We start from the raw sequence: 17,614 nt of genomic DNA, 5'->3' as shown, positions 1-17,614 counted from the left end.
ACGTGCTTCTAAATTGCTGGGTGTCGGTTAGTCGTGTTTAATGTTGCATTTATGTGTTTACTGGGCGCTAGGGTGCATAGCTTTTTGGACTGGGTTTCTAGTTCAATTTTGCACTTCTTGTAATCGAAAATAGTTAGTCAAATGTTGTCAGGTATAGTAAGTGTCAAAAATAGATCACTGTTCGAGATGTGCTAGATAATGTAATCGCTGGTAAGAAGGGGGTAACTGGTTCGAAATCGTGCTCAATTTGTATTTCCACAACTTTACCGGCACCTTGATCCCGAAGTTGATTCGCGTCTTCCTCCCATGTGGTGGTTATTCGTATTCGCTCCAGAGGCTGTGCCCTTTGCAATACGTGAGCCTCAATTTTCGCATCGGTAGTCGGTGAGTCTCCTACTCTACGTAGGTCATCACCTGCTTCTGCGCCTCTGACTACAGCATAACGCACACCTTCTCGAGCTGCATGAGCAACGGCTCCGTAAGCGTATATCATCCTGGCACCATCGAGAATAGCAAATAGAATGAGAAAAAATATGGGAGCGACAATTGCAGCTTCTACCGCAGCTAAACCTTTTTGGAACTTGCTAATCTTTTTGTAGCTGAGTTGATTTGATTGTAGATATCTTTTCATCGCTATTGCGCCCTAATGGTAGCGGTTCTGCTTATTACAAGTTGATTGGGTATGAGTGGATAAGAAACGACGGTACGAAAGTCGCGAGTTGCCGTTACTTCTACAAATATCTGAACCTGACCCGTGCATAAGTTGCTAGTACAAAAGACTTCGCTGCTGCTACCTGGGCACTTACACACACGTTTCGAACTTACAGCTACGGGATCTGAGTTAAAGGCATCGCTAATGAGATCGCTAGCTTCCGAAAGTGCAGAGGCCTTGATTCCAGATGTGTCTATGACGAGATTGGTACTTTGCGCTGCATAGCCGGCTGCTGCACGTGCGGCGTTGGTGGTGGTAATCGATACATACATGATACGGCCAAAATCGATTACTGCCAGCATAATAAAGATGATAATGGGCAAAACAATGACGGCCTCAATGGCTGCAACCCCCTTTTGTTTAGTTGAATTCAAAGTGAATTGCCGACTTACATTCATATATTGCTCCTTACTCAACCAAAGTAACCCGTTTAAGCGGAGAGCCACCTGAGCCGGTGAAATTACTAATCTCCACGGTTGAGCCACTCGAAATCTCTAAAAACTTTGACACTAAGATAGTATCGGATGGGTTACCCGTTGAGTTGCTATGAAACTTTAAGTGCTGATTACCCACATATATAGCTCCGGCTAATGTTGCCGTCACACTGCTATCTATTCTGTTTACTGGGTAAGAGCCTGGATCATCTGAAGAAGGGGCATCTCTATCTGAGAAGAATAAAATCCCATCTAGACCTTCACATTGACTACCGCTTGTACCGCCTAGGCAAGGTGGTGCGGAAAAGTTAGCCTCAGAGCTTGAGTTGATGTCCAGAGTCCAAAACCATTCTTTACCTTTTTCGGGGTCATGATCCGAATTAGAATCATCACAGGCCCAATAGCAAGTATTATAAAAGGAAACACTTGTGCCGATGGCTTCTGAGTCTGCTCCTTCAACTACGAGCCCACCGCCTCGAAGAATATATACCCCAGTATTGAGGTTTGCAGTGCCTTTTTTCACTAATATCCCGCCACAATACGTACCGGGATTAAGAGTTACTGAGCCATTGGTATCTATGGTGTATGGCTCATAGGGACCACCTGAGTCTTTCTTTTTGCCACTACACCCACTGGCATTGCAACTTTCATCCGCTGGACATGCGCCAGAGCTTCTATCAACTGTCGGCGGCGTCAGGCCTGCAAAAGGGTCTGGTGCGGGTAAGGGGGATTCTTCGGGTGGTAAGCCCATACCACTGAGAGGGCAGTCCCCATCATTATCACATTGGTAGGCGTCTCCGCCTAAATCACAAGTTTGTCCGGTTGTATAGCCGCCAACGACAGTGATCATGCCGGCTTTCACACAAGCTCCACTCTCAACCACGCTGGCTGCACCGCTATCGTCTGAATTTACCCAAATTCCACAGCGCGCGTCGAGTACCGAGTCACTAGTGACTTCGAAGGCTTTTTTTTGTTCGTTGTCGAGGACATAAACGCAGTTGATCCCGCTGGCGGTATTACCATTTGCTACGGCTCTTACCTTGTAGGGGATAGAATCTATATTGAGTATTTTTGAGAAGAAGGTGAGGGTTGGTTGAGTGATTATCACTTCTACAGAAAAGGGATCGCCGATGTAGAAGCCTGTTAATGGTGGATGGTTAATGACTACGTCGATACCTTCATTACCGTGAGTAAAACCATTGACGATAGCTTCAGTATTTGCTGCTGTGATAATAGTGGAGTCACGGCCATAAAACTTCTCAAATGCACCGGCTAGGGCGGCGGCGTCGGCGGCGGTTTGGGCTCGGCGATAATCTGAGTAAACTTTCCCTGAGTCTAATGCCAAGCCCGCCATTGCGATTAAGGCGAGTAAGGACACCACGGCTAATGGTGCGATAATTCCTTTCATCTTTCGGCCCAGAGAGCTTATTTCGACCATGAAAGCACCTTAAGTCAGTTCTGTTAATAATCCTTACTTAAGTCTAGTAGCGATAATCTTGTTCATCAAACATGTATAGCTTAGCAGGCTAATCAACTTATTAGACTGCTGTAATTACGCAACATCTACGATGAGTGCATTATTATCGAGTAAACCTTGAATAATGGCTTGATCACCAACTCCGGCTAAACTGGTTCCTTGAAGAAGAATAGTGATAGTATCTGTGCCTGCCCCATTACCATCAAGATCGATAGTGATAATCGTATCTCCGCCTGAAACATCGAAAGATAAATAATCAACTAGATCTAGTGCGTTATCAGTTTCGCCAGAAAGAAGGTCAGAAAGGTCGAGTACATCTTCTACAGCATCGAAGTCCAATACAGTATCGCTTTCGCCGTTGATGGAATCAGTATTCCAGATGAAGGTGTCATTGCCTTCTCCGCCATGCATCTGGTCATCACCACTACCACCCACTAACTCATCATTATCATCACCGCCATACATCAGGTCGTTGCCATTGCCGCCGAGTAGCTGGTCATCTCCACCTTGGCCAAATAGGATATTGTTACCGTCTCCACCAGTAAGAATGTCATTACCGTCGTTTTCCCGTGATACATCAAAGTCACTAGCATTGGCTGATACGTAGCTGTGGACTTCATAGTTGGAAATATTGGTATCGTTGTTTAGATCTGTATTTGGCTGTGCTTCAACATATTCAACGAGTGCATCAAACCCTTCTTCGTCTATACCGTCAAATTCGATCAAGTCACCAAAAATGATATCGTTACCATTACCTGCATTAAGATCATCATTTCCTGGTAATAATTCTGTTTGTAGTATGGCATCTGCTAAGTTATCAACATCGACACTCGTCAGTGGGGTAGCGCCCGAGTCGAATTGATCCAGTATATAATCTGGGTCATTAGGGTTAAATGCATTTCCTAGCCCTATCGCTTGGACGTAAGTCAGGTCTTCAAAAGTGAGCAATGCAAAAGCTGCTACGGCAGCAAGGTAAGCTTCTTCATAGTCATTATCATCATCACCAGGTTTTGTAGGTTCACCATCTGTAACGAAGAAAGTGTAATTCATTCCTAAGTTTGTTGAAGCCAACCCAGAAGTAAACCAAGTCGTCGCAAGGTTAAATGCGGCTTCATAATTTGTCCATCCATCACTATTCATATCTTCTAGAGCTGCCTCAATGATACTTGCATCTAAATTTGATAAATCAATATTTAGAAGAATTTCAGCACCTGTATTGAAGTCTATTACTAAGATATTTACGACTCCGGGATTACCTTGACCAATGGTCGATATCAACTGGTTTAACACCTCTGTTATCTGTGTTCTGGCGGTATTAACCGCGCTTCCCATACTGCCTGATGTATCAATAATAAAGGCTATATTGTAATTTTGACCTGGACCGAAACCCGTTGTATCACCTATGAGGATATCGTGTGCATTGCCTGTTTCTACAGTGGTGTCATCTTCTGGCCCAAATGTTTCTTCAGAATAGACCTCAAAATAAACCGTTGCGGTATCTGTTCCACCATTATCGTCGTCTATGGTGTAGGTGAAGCTGGTTGGTGCATCTTCGCTACCGTCGTGTTCAAAAGTAAAGCTACCGTCCTGATTGATAAATAATGTACCGCCAGTAATTTCAACTTCGGCATCACCATTATTATCAAACACTATAACGACACCATTGATATGGGTGATTAGCAAGGTATCACCATCAATATCACTATCGATACCGTTACTCGTATCATCATCATCGATGATGTTACCGATTACTGATTCGCCTTCGTCTACATGGTAGGTATTGTTTCGAGCATCTGGTACGAAGTTTTCAGGCTCTAGAGTGATGGTGAAGTGTCCATCGTTTTCGGGGGTGAATATTACTGCATCACCATCGTTATCTGTAGCGCCATAGGCAAACTCTAAATCGATTGGTGCATTAAAGAGAGTGTCTACAGAGGACAATCCAGTGACTTGGAAGTCATTACCGCTCATATGCAATATTTCGATAGAGATGATAGCAAAGCCATTTTGCGTCAACTCTTCAATGGTTAAAGTTCCATTAATGGTCGTATTGACAACATTGGTTGAGCTATCCGAGTAAGTCACAATATACTGTATATCAGAGGTTCCAGTGTGATTACCGTTATTGTTTGTTCCTAGACTGATGGCTGCTAGTGACGTTCCATCTACACCGTACACAAATTTGATCGCTTCCCCTGTATAGATAGATGTCTGAGGTCCAACCCCAATACCATGTGCATTAGAGTTGATTGAAGAAGCTGAGCCGTTAAAAGTACCGGTTATGGTAGAAATAACCATAGCCGCTTGATCATCTTGAGCATAGATTGAGCCGTCTGTGTCGACATAGTAGGCGGCATTGTTACCTGCAGGAGCGCCACTTAGGTCATAATCGATTAGGACTTCAACGTCTATTTGATCGAGTAATGTGAACTTATAATCGAAATGACCTGTGCCATCAGGTATCGCTTGTAAGGTAAATACTGGTGTGTTTCCCGCTGTAGCAGTTAATGTATCGCCATTCATGGTATAGATTAAATCTATGCCATTAGATTGTAGCCCTTGGGTAATGACTTCAAAATCAACACTGCCGAAGCCATCGGCACCAGGGTCGAATAAATCACCAGTGATAAATTCATCAATAGTATGAGGCATGCTGGGAGTTGCTAACTCATCGACTTCATCGAGAGGGGCATCATCTTCGACAACGACATTGAGTAGTGTATCTACATTAGCAAATCCATCATTGATTGTGACTCCAAAATTAATGGACATGAGATCTTCGGTATCATTGACAAGGTGATCCAGTGGTCCGAGTAAGTTAACGGTATATCCCACACTATAAACAGAGGCGTTAACGCTAACAGAGCCAAGCACTATGGTCATAACTACGATGTTGTTTGCAGTTCCTGTTAAGGTATTTGTATTACCGTCCCAACTCCAATTGACTAAGAAATTATCAGAAAAAACGTCAGTTGTTGAGGTACCTAATGACACGGTAATATCTAAGACATCTGGATTATCAACATCTGTAAAGGTTAGCGTACCTCCATCAGTTGGTGAGTCAGTCGTATCAGTGGGATCACCTACATTATCAATAATTCCGTTTACTAGCCCTTCTTCTGAAACTATAAGGGAATCAATGTTGGTGATCTCTGGGTCATCGTTGGTGCCCGTGACAGTGACGGTCACCAGTTGGGTAGTAAAGGCACCGTGCTCATCAGTGACCGTGACCAAGAAGGTTTCATCATGCATTTCACCTTGGGCGAGGGCATCGACCAATGGGTTATCAGCAAGGGTGTAACTCCACACCCCAGTATCAGGGTGGAGCGTGAAGGTACCGTAATTGTTGATTTGGGGGACGAAAGTCCAACTCCAGCTGGCACCGTTATCAACGTCATCGGCGGTGAGTGTACCGCCAGTGACTAAGTCGCCAGACTCAGGGACATTACCGCCGTCCATGACTCCCGCTTCGAGGACATCACCGGTAGCATCACCGAGGTTAGAGGTGATGAAGGGATCGTCATTTGTTCCGTTAATGGTAATAGAGACCAGTTGAGTATCGGTAGCCCCAAATTCATCAATGACTGTCACTAGGAAGTTTTCTACAACTTGTTCGTTTTCTGCCAAGTTGTTGGAAGCATCATTGTCTAAAATGTAAGTCCACTCACCGGTATCGGGATCTATAACAAAACGACCAAGAGCTGAGGTATCGTTACCACTCCAAGTTAATATTGCGCCATCATCGACATCATCTGCGGTGAGCGTGCCTGTAGCGGAAGCTGTTTGTGGGTCATTTACTTCAGAAACTTCTCCTGTGGCATCTGTTACTGAGGAAGTGATAGCAGGACTATCATTTGTACCAAATATGGTGATGGTCACCATTTGGGTATCTGTGCCACCAAATTCATCGGTGACCGTGACCAGAAATTGCTCTTGGGTTGATTGGTTTTCGGCTAGACTGTCGGCAGCATTGTTGTCTAAGTTATAGGTCCACTCACCGGTATCTGGGTCTATAGAGAAGCTGCCTAAGCTGCCAGTTGCATCACCACTCCAGGTGAGTACTGCGCCGTTATCTACATCGGTCGCTTCGAGCATGCCAGTAGCTGTTGGGAAGCCGGGAACGACAGTACCATCATCGAGGTTACCAGCTTCGATCACTGTACCCGTATCGTAGCCTTCACCTTCTTGCTCTTCAGGTGGAGGGGTAATAATGGGATTATCGTTGGTACCCGTGATGGTAATTGTGACAAGTTGCGTATCGGTTGCACCGAACTCATCTGTAACTGTGACTAGGAAGTTTTCAACGACTTGCTCGTTTTGTGCGAGGCTGTTTGATGCATCATTGTCTAAGGTATAAGTCCACTCGCCACTGCTTGGGTCAATAACAAAGCTACCTAAGGCTGAAGTATCATCTCCACTCCAACTCAGCACTGCACCTGAATCGACATCGGTGGCAGTAAGTGTACCAGTTGCAACTTGCTCACCAGTTTGCTGTTGTTCATCTTCATCAAATTCAGTTACCGCCCCAGTGGCGTCACTAACAGAAGATGTGATAATAGGGCTATCGTTAGTACCTATGATGGTGATGGTTACTAGTTGGGTATCTGTGCCGCCAAATTCATCGGTGACCGTGACCAGAAACTGCTCTTGAGTGGATTGTCCTTCGGCTAAACTGTCGGATGCATCGTTGTCTAAGTTAAAGAGCCACTCGCCGCTATCTGGGTCTATAGAGAAGCTGCCCAAGCTGCCAGTTGCATCACCACTCCAGGTGAGTACTGCGCCGTTATCTACATCGGTGGCTTCGAGCATACCTGTTGCTGTTGGGAAGCCGGAAACTACTGTGCCATCATCGAGATTACCGGCTTCGATCACTGTGCCAGTATCGTAACCATCACCCTCTTGTTCTTCTGGAGGTGGGGTGATGATAGGGTTATCGTTGGCACCTGTAACAGTGATTGAGACGAGTTGAGTATCTGTCGCACCGAATTCGTCGGTGACAGTGACGAGGAAGGTCTCTTCGACCTGCTCACCTTCAGCTAGGCTGTCTGCTGCTGCATTATCTAAGGTGTAGGTCCACTCGGCTGTATTTGGGTCAATGACAAAGCTACCCAAAGCTGAATTATCGTTACCACTCCAACTCAGTACAGCCCCTGAATCCACATCGGTTGCCGCTAAAGTACCTGTTGTGCTTTGAATCGTTGTGAGAGGCTCCTCAGACTCTAGTTCACTGACACTTCCAGTTGCGTCAACTTCAGATGAGGTAATTATTGGGGAGTCGTTGGTTCCGTTGACTGTTATTGTTATTTGTTGTGTTGATGTTGCGCCTAACTCATCTGTAACAGTGACAATGAAAATATCTTGAACTGCATCGCCTTCGGCTAAGCTATCCGCCAATGAATTATCTAGGCTATAAGTCCATTCGCCAGTTACCGGGTCAATGACTAAACTACCGAACTCTCCGTTAGGGTCACCGCTCCAAGTTAAAACAGCCCCATTATCGACATCTGTGCCAGCTAAGCTACCTGTTGCCGTGACTACACCAGGAATTATTGTACCGTCATCCTCATTACCTGATTCGATGACTAAACCTTCGTTGCCGGCAGGGATAGGACCATCGGGATCGTCAGGATCACCAGGATCAACTATGACGATAACGGGATCATCGTTAGTGCCTGTGATTGTGATTGCAAGGGTCACCAGTACACTGTCACCGTCGGTATCGGTCAACTGATAGGTAAATGTTTCAGTGACTTGCTCTCCTTCCGCTAGTGCCTGTATGTTATCTAATGAGTTATCTAACTGATAGGTATAACTGCCGTCTGCAGAAATTTGTAATAGACCAAAGCTACCTGAAATCCCTGTAGCGTCTGACACTGCAACAGTGGTTCCGTCAGAATTAGTAATTTGCGACAGGACTGCCGAATCGGCACCTTGGGTATCGTTAAGTAAAACATTGCCAGCAATTGAAGTATCGCCATCTTCTGAGACGTTGTTCGTATCATCTACACCGCTCGGATTATCGTCGACGATATTTACTGTGATGGTAGACGTTGTAGTATTATCAGCAAGATCAGTCACTAAAGCGGTAAAGGTTTGTGAGAAAGGATCGGATATCGAATTGTCTACGCCGCTGGTTAGAGTGAAGTTATAGTCAAGCGCATTGGTATCAGGGTCGAAGCTGGTGAGCACTAATTCGCCGTTATCTGTTGTTATTGTTATAGGGCCAACAAATATCCCTCCAACAACAATGTCTATGCCATTAATGGTTAGGATACCTACGCCAGCTTCTGCATCAATTAACAGGCTGTCTGATTGAGTTAAATCTGTTACTAACGGGTTTGAACCTAGCGATAAGTTAGCTTCAAATAAAGTAATACTACTTGCACCTATTGTTGGGAGATCTGGAATTTCAGCAGTTAAAATTAGGGAGTCTTCTGTGGGGGCGGGAGCTAATTCGAATCCAGCTGTGTCATATCCGGCTCCTGCTAATGTTTCATCACCTGTTCTACCTAAGGTGATATAGTCGGAGCCTCCTTCATTTCCTCCACCACCACCGGCTGCAGTCCCTGCCGCAGTTTCTGGTAGGCCAGCGGTAGGATCTTCACCCGCTAAAATTTGTGCTTGTAAGGCGGCGATTTCAGCATCTGCAGACACTGGTGCAGTAGCAAATTCAGGCGCTGCTCCTAAGGAGATTTCAGGTATCGGCTCGGCAAAGTTTGTCTCTGTAATTATCGTTCCATCAGCCATCTGTAAGATGAACTGAGAGTTTGGAGAAAAGATCAGTTGTTCACCATCTCTAATGAGATCGCCTATAGTCACATCTCTGATATTCCCTTGCTCATCTTTGGCCTTTAATTGACCCACAAGATTAGTGACAACTGCGTCCTGTTTAGCTACTGAAACACCCATAACCATATCCTAGAGCCGATTTTTCCATGACGTCAGCTGCAAATTGATTGATCAGAAATAAATTTCTGCTATTACACATATTGTTTTGAGTGTGGCTCTAATTGACTGTGAGTCAAATTAATGACTATTAGCTACAGATGGCATGAATATTGGGTTTGTATGAGGGAAAACTAAAAACTAAAAGTTATTCAGCTGTTTGGCATTGTTGAAATGAGCTAGGTTACAGTTCTAAATAAAAAAGCCACCTAGAAGGTGACTTTGTTAGTTAATAATCGTATAAGAATTAACCAGTGTTAGCGGCTTGTCGGTAGCTTTGAATTGCCCCATTTTGCTCGCCAAGATGCTCATGGGTCTCACCTAAGGCCAGCCAGAACTCTTTACTTGGCTGTTGATGGCAAACTTTTTTCCAGTATGTCATGGCTTGACGATAATCTTTATTTTGCGAATGGAGCTTGGCCTGTAATATTTGGAAATTGAGCTCTTCACCGTACTTTTTCTCAAGTGCAAATATCTGTTTCCTTTCTTCGACGTCAGCCGGAGACAATATCTCAGCAAGTGCCAAAGAAGTCTCTGAACAAAGTCTGCTCTTTATCTGTTTCATTAAGAGTTTTTTAGCTTCTGTCTCACGGTTAAATTTATTTAAACCTAGGCAGTAGCTGGCTATGTATTGTGGCTCTTTTCGTTCGGCTCGGCTTAACCAGTGCCATACTTTTTCTAACTCTTGTTCACTGTTGGATTGGGCTTGAATAAGTAAAGCTTTATTAGTGAGAATGCTGAGTTCTTGGTAATTATCATCACTAAGCACTTGACGCTTCTTAATTATGGGGAGCAGTAGTTTTAGTGCATTCCAGTCGGCTTGTGCTTGATATAACTCTAAGGCTAATTTTAAGACGGGTTGTTTGCTCTTACTCGTTGGAGAGAGTTTATTTAGCTCTACTCTAGCTTGGTCTAGTTCTCCTTGCTGGAGTAAATATCGGGTGCGGCTAGTGCCCACGGCCTTGCTTGCCAATGGCTCCTGTTCCGCTTGTTGTAGGTATTTGTCTCGTGATTCCGTATTGTTTTGATGCTGTGCAGCTCTGGCTGCGGCAAGTAAGTTAAGGGTAGGTAGTTCACCTTTTTCAGCACCTTTAATCATGGCTTTTTCGGCTGAGGACCAATCCTCTTCCGCTAAAGCGAGCGCTCCCACTAGCGTGTGTTTTCTTGCGGCTTTCTTGCGCCACTTTTCGGGGAGTAAACGACTGCTGAGTAACAGGTTAAGTATGAAAATAATCACCCACTCAGCGAGCTGTAGTACACCGTAAAAAATGATGAGGGCGATAACAGCAAAAACGACACCCGTTTCAACTTCGTAGTCCCAGATAGTGAAATATAGATAGCCATTCATGCCTTCGAAAAAAGGACTGATACAGAGACCGAATAAAATAATTCCCAGATAGATCAATACACGTGTCATAGGGAAACCTCTTCAGTCACCATTAAGTTACCATGGGTAGCTAACTGCTGGAGCATAGGAGTCGATTGAAAGTGGTTAATACCCGGTGTCTGTATTTCTAAGGTGCTTAATGCATCGAGTGCAGCTAATGTTTCTTCAGTTTGAGCCTTGCTAAGATCAAAGTACTGATAAATCCACTTTCTGGCCAGGGTCAAAGATTGACGGTAATTAACCTGATCTTGTCGGTATAGCGCAAGCTGAGATTGAAGTAGCTTATTTCTGATATTTTCAACTAGGTACCATTGTTGATCTGGCGTGAGTATAGGCGTGATATCTGTGGTTCTTTTGCGAATGACCACAAAATCGTCCATAAACGCTTTCCAGGATTTAGCTAGATTCTCTTGCCAGTCATCTATCGACTCACTCATCTCTGGGTTGGTAGGGCGATTGGCCGCATTGGTTACATCGACTCTATTTAATGGAAGCTGGTTTAGGTGTTCTATCATGTTATCTAGGGTCAGTACGGTGCCGGCAATGTCGGTACTCTTAATCGCGGAAACCGATGCTATATCGGCCGCTAACGCTTTTCTCAAGGGGGTTAGCGAGGGATCTTTCATCGACTCTATGCGGTCATCTGCCGCCTTGAGTAAGCTAGCCGATGTGCTGGGATCTTTTTCAAGCCAAAGCTTACTCCCCGCCATTCTGACCAGGTATTTTGCTTCCTCTGCCATCCAGTGGTTGGGATTACGTTGAGCAAGTTTGGCGACTCTATCACTCAGTTGAAGCTGATTATTTTTCAGTTTGTCTATGCCTGAGTTTGTGCTGCTGGCGAGTTGCTTTTGTTCTCTTTCGAGTCTGGAAATATGTTGGGCTGGTTCACTCAAGGCTTGTTTGAGTTCAACTGATAGCGCTTGAGCTTTATCTTTTTGAACTGCAATTTCCTGGTAGAGATAGTAGCCTCCACCGCCAGTCGCAAAAGTCAGTAGTAAGATAAAAATCAGGTTGAATAGGAATCCCCAAGAGACACCGGAACGCTCGACGCGAGTGTCTGACGTGGTATCTGCTTCTTTGACTGCTAGAGCTGCCTTATTAGCATCAGCTTCAGAGCTTAACTCTGTTGGTGCTTCTACAGCGTTATCATCTAATTTTTTCTTGTCCATTAAACAGTCCCTTAAAGCAATACAGCTACAAAAATGACGAGTTTAGCGCGTTAACAGGCGAACTTTACAAGCCTAGGGCTGCAAGCACTGCCTTACAATTTGCCGCTTTTGCATTGGTAACGTGCTGAAATCCATTGGCAATAGCTTGCTCCTGTACTCGTGAGCTAGGGACTATAATATGACATGCACGCAGCCAAGCAAATAACTCTTTTGGTACAAGTTTGATTAGGTTATCGAGAATCTCGCCACTGGTGACGACTATTGTGTCTATTTTGGCGTGCTGCCAGGCTTGTGCATTGCTTACTGATGTTAATGTTGGGCATGTTCTGCGATACACTTCCCAATAGCTAACATCGGCGCCTCTATGGGTTAGCTCACTAGCCAGTGCCTCCCGTCCTCCGACGCCTCTGACGATGACAATTTTCTTTTTTGAAAGTGATTGGAGCTTAGGAAGTGTGAGTAACCCTTCGGTTTGTTGGCTATCTTGAGGGGCTTCTTGGGCTGAGATCCCACATTGCGATAGTGCTTTAAGGGTTGCTTCACCGACTGCGTAAAACTGCGTCTTGGAGGGCCAGGTTTGCTTTATGGCTTTAGCGGCAAATTTTACTGCATTGGTGCTGATAAATATGATGATATCGGCATGCTGCAATAAAGCCATGCCGTGACTTTTGTGTTCTGTTTGAGTCGCTTCTACCTGAAGTAAAGGCGTGACCATATGGGAGACGCCTCTGGAAGTCAGCGCCTCAACCATCAATTGATTTCGCCCTTGTGGGCGGGTCAGTAATACTTTCATGGCAAGTCAGGTGTCATTGATCGCTACTCACTACAAAAGCATCAATTACTTGATATAAACGGCATCAAGAATCTCTTTTGCCCCTTTGCTAAGCAGTTCTTCTGCCAGTGAAATTCCTATCGACTTAGCATCAGACTTTGGGCCAACACTTGTGCCTGTTATTATTTTGCTACCATCGGGATTACCCACTAAACCACGTAATGTTAGTGTATCACCTTGGATTTCGGCGAATGCCCCAATAGGTACCTGACATCCTCCTTCCAAGTGAGTATTCATCGCGCGCTCGGCGGTCACTCGGTAGCGAGTCTCTGCATGTTCTAGTGGTGCTAGCAGAGCTTTTACACGCTCATCATCGGTACGACATTCGATACCTACAGCGCCTTGGCCGTTAGCGGGTAAAGAATCTTCGGCTGAGATAAAGCTAGTGATACGCTCTTCAAGCTTTAGACGTTTAAGGCCTGCGGCGGCAAGTATGATTGCATCATAATTTCCAGCATCTAGCTTACCTAAGCGTGTGCCTACGTTACCACGAAGATCGGTTATTTTCAGATCGGGGCGCATGCCTCTAATCTGGCACTGGCGTCGTAAGCTCGAGGTGCCAACGACTGCTCCTAGGGGGAGGTCATCGATAGACTTATAGTTGTTTGAGACGAATGCATCACGTGGATCTTCACGTTCACAAATAACCTCGAGTCCCAGGCCGTCGGGGAAATCAACCGGTACATCTTTTATCGAGTGAACGGCAATATCGGCTCTGTTTTCAAGCATGGCGACTTCAAGTTCTTTAACGAACAAGCCTTTGCCACCTACTTTTGCCAATGGAGTATCTAAGATTATGTCACCTTTAGTACTCATAGGGAGAAGTTCAACAGTCAAATCTGGATGAAAATTTTCCAGTTCTGCTTTTACAAATTCTGCTTGCCAAAGTGCAAGGGGGCTTTTACGTGTTGCGATTCGAATGACGTTTTGAGACATGCTCGATGTTCCATCAGAGGCCTTAGATGCACTAATGCTAACATTGCTCAGGAATAGATGTAACAAACAGGGTTTGATTCTTTGAACTCTGCCCATAAACGACTTCAGTTAAAAGTGTGATCATTGTCGCATTTATTCCTTGTGGTGGTTAAAGCTGTTAGCATTACTGCTGTTCCTCAAAACTGCCTTGGCGTGACTCTTATTGAACAATGAACAGAATCACATTATCGAAACCGCAGACCGATTAAATCGTGTCAGGCAGGCTCGTGCTCTCGCATTATTGTCTCCGCTGAAAAGAGATCTCCTTCGTCTTATTCCTATTTTTTTGCATTACCACAGAGCAGGATACCCTGGGTATAACGGTCCTATGACACCATCAGGTATTTTTGAGTATGCACCAAGTGAGCAAGAGCTCGCGGCTTGTGACACCTTAGGTTTAGTTAGACCTATGGTGCATCTCGTTAAGCAGGCCGCTATCGAAGGGGTGTATAGCATGGGGAGTATGTCGAGCTTCGGTCAAAACCCCAAGAGTGATGTCGATGTGTGGCTAGTTCACGATCGCCTGCTAAGTAAGGAAGAGTGCCGATTACTCGAAGACAAATCAGGTTTATTGACCACATGGTTTGCTCAGTATCGACTAGAGGTAAACTTTTATCTGGTTCATCCCGAACAGTTTTCTGTTTGCTCTCAAGATAAAGCAGAGCCGCTGCGAGCCATAGGCAACGAACATAGTGGTAGTGCTCAGCACTGGTTATTACTGGAAGAGTTTTATCGCAGCCAGATTTGTCTGGCAGGTAAGAAAGTTGCTTGGTGGCCTAATGCTCAAGACTCACAGCAGTTATTGTTTTTAGGGGATGTGAGTCAAATCCCGGCTTGTGAATACTTTGGTGCTTCACTTTGGCAGCTTTATAAGGGGCTAGATAAGCCACACAAGGCGCTTTTGAAGGTCTTACTACTCGAATCTTATGCTGCCCAATACCCGAATACCGAGTTTATCAGTGAAAAAGTGTGGCAACACACAATAGAAGGTGACTTTTCATCGGCAAACGATAGTTATTTTTTGCTCTATGAATCGATAGAAAATTATTTAATCGCCCAAGATGACCCTCGTCGTTTAGAGATAGCTCGGCGTTGTTTTTATTTGAAGTGCGGTGTCCGACTAAGTGAGCCTGAGCAAGCGCAAGACTGGCGTTATCATAAGTTAAATCATCTGGTCGAAAGTTGGCACTGGTCCAAGAGTCTGTTAGAGACATTAGATAACTGTGAGCGTTGGCATTGTGGCCAACTGCAGTGGTTTAATGAGCAGCTGAATGAGTTGATGTTAGGTTGTTATCAAACACTGCTGCAATTTGCATCGACTCATAAACTCAGTGAGAGTTTGAAATTATCTGAACTGGGTCTGCTGACTCGAAAACTTCATACTTATTTTAGTAGTGATACCGAGCAGCTTATTAGCTTAAATCGGCTTTGGAGCGATTCGATCTCAGAGCAAGAGTTGACGATTGTCTACAGCCATAACCTGGGAGTGTATTGTTTATATTGTTGCCCACCAAATCGGAAAGCCTTTATCGGGCAGAGGGCTGTTTACCGTTCTAAGAGCCGAGCGAAGTTACTCGCCTGGGCGGTGATGAACGGTGTCAGTGAAAAAATGACTCGCTGGTATGAACTGGCTAATGGTGAACGGAAATCGGTGTGTTTGATCAAGGCGTCTCAGCGTTTAAGTGACGTTTTCGAACCGCTTCCTAAGAGAGTGTCTAAGATGGACCTCTATCAACCGTGGCAATACCGAAAATTAGTGTTTATGCTCAATTTCAACAGTGATTCAACGTCCCAGTGGCAGGGGCAGGAGGTCATGGTTGATTACCTCAATGCCAATATTTTTTCCTTGGGTCGGGCCGAACAAAATATGTTGGAGTCAATCGATCTTCTTTGTCTTAATTCATGGGGAGAGTGGCATTGCCATCATTACGATGGAGAGCTCGCCATATTAGAGGCTTTGGCCTTCACTACTCCGGGGATTCGTCGTTCGGCCGAAGATATGAAGGTCGAAGTGGTGAGTGGCTCAGCCAGGCTGCAAGATCAGTTTGAACAGACGGTTAAAAACTTGGTTCGTCGAGCGGCGCGTTTAAGCTGGAAAGTGTCCTCTTCTTCAACATTAGTCTACCCACTTAAGGTGGCTAAAGTGCAGTATGGCCTGTTTTTTAATAGTAAAGGCATGGTGTATCAGGATCTTAAAGACGCTAAAGCGTTTTATCAGCAGTTAACCATGAGTATGTTGATCGAGCTACCCAGACCGAATTTAGGTAATGAACCTTTTACTAAGGTTCCAGCTGTGATCCAAGATTTTGCCGCCAGAGGAGCGATCCAATACTTTTTGCGTCAGAGTGATAATGATTTAGATGTATTTGTTCTGAATGAAAAAAATGAGTTAAATCATTATATTCAGAAGGGAACCAGTGTCGATGAGTTGGTGAGTGAGGTGAGTCATTTTCATGCGTTTGAAGAGCCTGATATCACGACGCAACGTTTTAACTTACCACAATTTTTCCGCCTGATGAGAATTGATGGGCGATTGCAGGTGATACCTTTTGGGGTGTCGATGGAAGAGGCTGAAATGGATTTTTAACCTATCATTTAAAAGGGAACCTAAGGTTCCCTTTTATCATTTTTGTCAGATAACTATTGGCTAAAGAGATAGATTTAAGCCACCTTGCTTGAGAATAGACTCGAGGACGAAAGGCATAAATTCACCACCATTTCGCTCATCGATCCATTTTCCTTCGATATAGGAAAAATGATAACCACCAAATTTCGTTGCAAGCCAGATTTGATGCAGAGGCTCTTGCTTGTTTATTACGATCTTAGAACCATCTTCAAACTCTAGCTGCAATACATTTCCCGATGCATCGATATCTATGTCTGCATCTTGTTCATCGATAGCAAGCTCGATAGCGTTATCTATCGATTGAAACATCTCATCGGCAAGTTGATGAAATTGTGAGTCTGTCATTGCCATCTGTTTTCGTCCTTCAATGGGGCAAATTTGAATGTTTACATAGTAACAATCGAGATTGGTATGCTCCATTACTTTTTACGAAAATCATCTTATACCATTCCGAGTTAGTATCTGATCATTCAGCGGGAGTTCAAAGCACTGTAGGCTAGGCGAATATTTGAAGCTAATAGTTATTCTATATCGAAAACATTCAACGTAGCATAAAGGGCTTTGAAACCCGCACTACGTGAGGCTCTCAGTGTTTCCACTTCTGCGTTACATTGACTTAAAAGGGAATAACCATTTCCTCATCAATGTGCCTTGAATTGAAAAAACTGAGAGTCTCTGAACTGACCAGATACTTATATGGAATGGTATTAGTGCTTACTCGTAGCAAATAAATTTCAGTTTAGTATGTATTAGGCCTATATATGCTTGACGTAGAAAGCTGAACTCTGCAACATCGGTAGGCTGTAGTGAGAGTTTAGAGCTCGCGCGTTCTAAGACTCGAAGCGACTAAATACCGATAAGATTAAAAATAGCACTCATACCCTATTAGATGGAAAGATTGATGTTGAGAAAAATGAGACTGTGTTCACTGATATTATTTGCCAGCCTTTTTGTGACCGCTTGCGGACAAACAGGGGCGTTATATAAATCGCCAGACAAAAAAGATAACCAGAAACAAGAACAGCAGCAACCAAAGAAACAAAGCAATAAGGAATAG

The 17,614-nt window shown here is 44.4% G+C and carries 11 protein-coding genes; 2 read left to right on the top strand and 9 right to left on the bottom strand.

What is annotated here, in order from left to right:
- Positions 1 to 163: 163 nt before the first annotated feature.
- From sps_RS15275 to hemC, 8 genes are all read right to left on the bottom strand, one after another.
- Entirely contained in the window at positions 164 to 631 is a 468-nt protein-coding gene (locus sps_RS15275; RefSeq protein WP_077753313.1) for a TadE family protein, read from the bottom strand.
- A 2-nt stretch (positions 632 to 633) separates the two neighbouring features.
- Positions 634 to 1,110, bottom strand: a complete 477-nt coding sequence (locus sps_RS15270; RefSeq protein WP_077753312.1) for a TadE family protein — start codon at positions 1,108 to 1,110, stop codon at positions 634 to 636.
- Positions 1,111 to 1,120: 10 nt separating this feature from the next.
- Positions 1,121 to 2,584 (bottom strand): pilus assembly protein TadG-related protein, encoded by a 1,464-nt coding sequence (locus sps_RS15265; RefSeq protein ID WP_077753311.1) that lies wholly within the window; start codon positions 2,582 to 2,584, stop codon positions 1,121 to 1,123.
- A gap of 114 nt (positions 2,585 to 2,698) precedes the next feature.
- Entirely contained in the window at positions 2,699 to 9,532 is a 6,834-nt protein-coding gene (locus tag sps_RS28160) for a retention module-containing protein (protein WP_169915779.1), read from the bottom strand.
- A 283-nt stretch (positions 9,533 to 9,815) separates the two neighbouring features.
- On the bottom strand, positions 9,816 to 10,985 hold the full coding sequence (locus tag sps_RS15220; protein WP_077753310.1) for a heme biosynthesis HemY N-terminal domain-containing protein: 1,170 nt from the start codon (positions 10,983 to 10,985) through the stop codon (positions 9,816 to 9,818).
- On the bottom strand, positions 10,982 to 12,124 hold the full coding sequence (locus tag sps_RS15215) for a uroporphyrinogen-III C-methyltransferase (protein ID WP_077753309.1): 1,143 nt from the start codon (positions 12,122 to 12,124) through the stop codon (positions 10,982 to 10,984). The genes sps_RS15220 and sps_RS15215 overlap by 4 nt, the downstream gene beginning before the upstream one ends.
- A gap of 64 nt (positions 12,125 to 12,188) precedes the next feature.
- Positions 12,189 to 12,917 (bottom strand): uroporphyrinogen-III synthase, encoded by a 729-nt coding sequence (locus tag sps_RS15210; RefSeq protein ID WP_077753308.1) that lies wholly within the window; start codon positions 12,915 to 12,917, stop codon positions 12,189 to 12,191.
- A gap of 45 nt (positions 12,918 to 12,962) precedes the next feature.
- Complete coding sequence (gene hemC / locus sps_RS15205; protein ID WP_077753307.1) at positions 12,963 to 13,892, bottom strand: hydroxymethylbilane synthase; 930 nt, start codon at positions 13,890 to 13,892, stop codon at positions 12,963 to 12,965.
- A gap of 202 nt (positions 13,893 to 14,094) precedes the next feature.
- On the opposite strand from hemC, the gene sps_RS15200 reads away from it, so the two are divergent.
- The gene (locus sps_RS15200; protein WP_077753306.1) at positions 14,095 to 16,518 is read left to right on the top strand and encodes a class I adenylate cyclase; all 2,424 of its coding nucleotides are present in this window, start codon (positions 14,095 to 14,097) and stop codon (positions 16,516 to 16,518) included.
- Positions 16,519 to 16,578: 60 nt separating this feature from the next.
- Here the strand turns inward: sps_RS15200 and cyaY are convergent, their stop codons facing one another.
- Positions 16,579 to 16,908 (bottom strand): iron donor protein CyaY, encoded by a 330-nt coding sequence (gene cyaY / locus sps_RS15195; protein WP_077753305.1) that lies wholly within the window; start codon positions 16,906 to 16,908, stop codon positions 16,579 to 16,581.
- A 538-nt stretch (positions 16,909 to 17,446) separates the two neighbouring features.
- Here cyaY and lptM point away from each other — a divergent pair.
- Positions 17,447 to 17,614 (top strand): LPS translocon maturation chaperone LptM, encoded by a 168-nt coding sequence (gene lptM, locus sps_RS29230; protein ID WP_418346666.1) that lies wholly within the window; start codon positions 17,447 to 17,449, stop codon positions 17,612 to 17,614.

Origin of the sequence: Shewanella psychrophila, from assembly GCF_002005305.1 — a bacterium.
In the GTDB taxonomy this organism is placed as follows: Bacteria; Pseudomonadota; Gammaproteobacteria; order Enterobacterales; family Shewanellaceae; genus Shewanella; species Shewanella psychrophila.
This window is presented reverse-complemented; position numbering and strand designations above follow the sequence as displayed.

Bases quoted from the DNA above. Each gene is read 5' to 3' on its own strand.
- sps_RS15275 (WP_077753313.1), bottom strand. From the start codon at position 631: ATGAAAAGATATCTACAATCAAATCAACTCAGCTACAAAAAGATTAGC.
- sps_RS15270 (WP_077753312.1), bottom strand. From the start codon at position 1,110: ATGAATGTAAGTCGGCAATTCACTTTGAATTCAACTAAACAAAAGGGG.
- sps_RS15265 (WP_077753311.1), bottom strand. From the start codon at position 2,584: ATGGTCGAAATAAGCTCTCTGGGCCGAAAGATGAAAGGAATTATCGCA.
- sps_RS28160 (WP_169915779.1), bottom strand. From the start codon at position 9,532: ATGGGTGTTTCAGTAGCTAAACAGGACGCAGTTGTCACTAATCTTGTG.
- sps_RS15220 (WP_077753310.1), bottom strand. From the start codon at position 10,985: ATGACACGTGTATTGATCTATCTGGGAATTATTTTATTCGGTCTCTGT.
- sps_RS15215 (WP_077753309.1), bottom strand. From the start codon at position 12,124: ATGGACAAGAAAAAATTAGATGATAACGCTGTAGAAGCACCAACAGAG.
- sps_RS15210 (WP_077753308.1), bottom strand. From the start codon at position 12,917: ATGAAAGTATTACTGACCCGCCCACAAGGGCGAAATCAATTGATGGTT.
- hemC (WP_077753307.1), bottom strand. From the start codon at position 13,892: ATGTCTCAAAACGTCATTCGAATCGCAACACGTAAAAGCCCCCTTGCA.
- cyaY (WP_077753305.1), bottom strand. From the start codon at position 16,908: ATGGCAATGACAGACTCACAATTTCATCAACTTGCCGATGAGATGTTT.
- lptM (WP_418346666.1), top strand. From the start codon at position 17,447: ATGGAAAGATTGATGTTGAGAAAAATGAGACTGTGTTCACTGATATTA.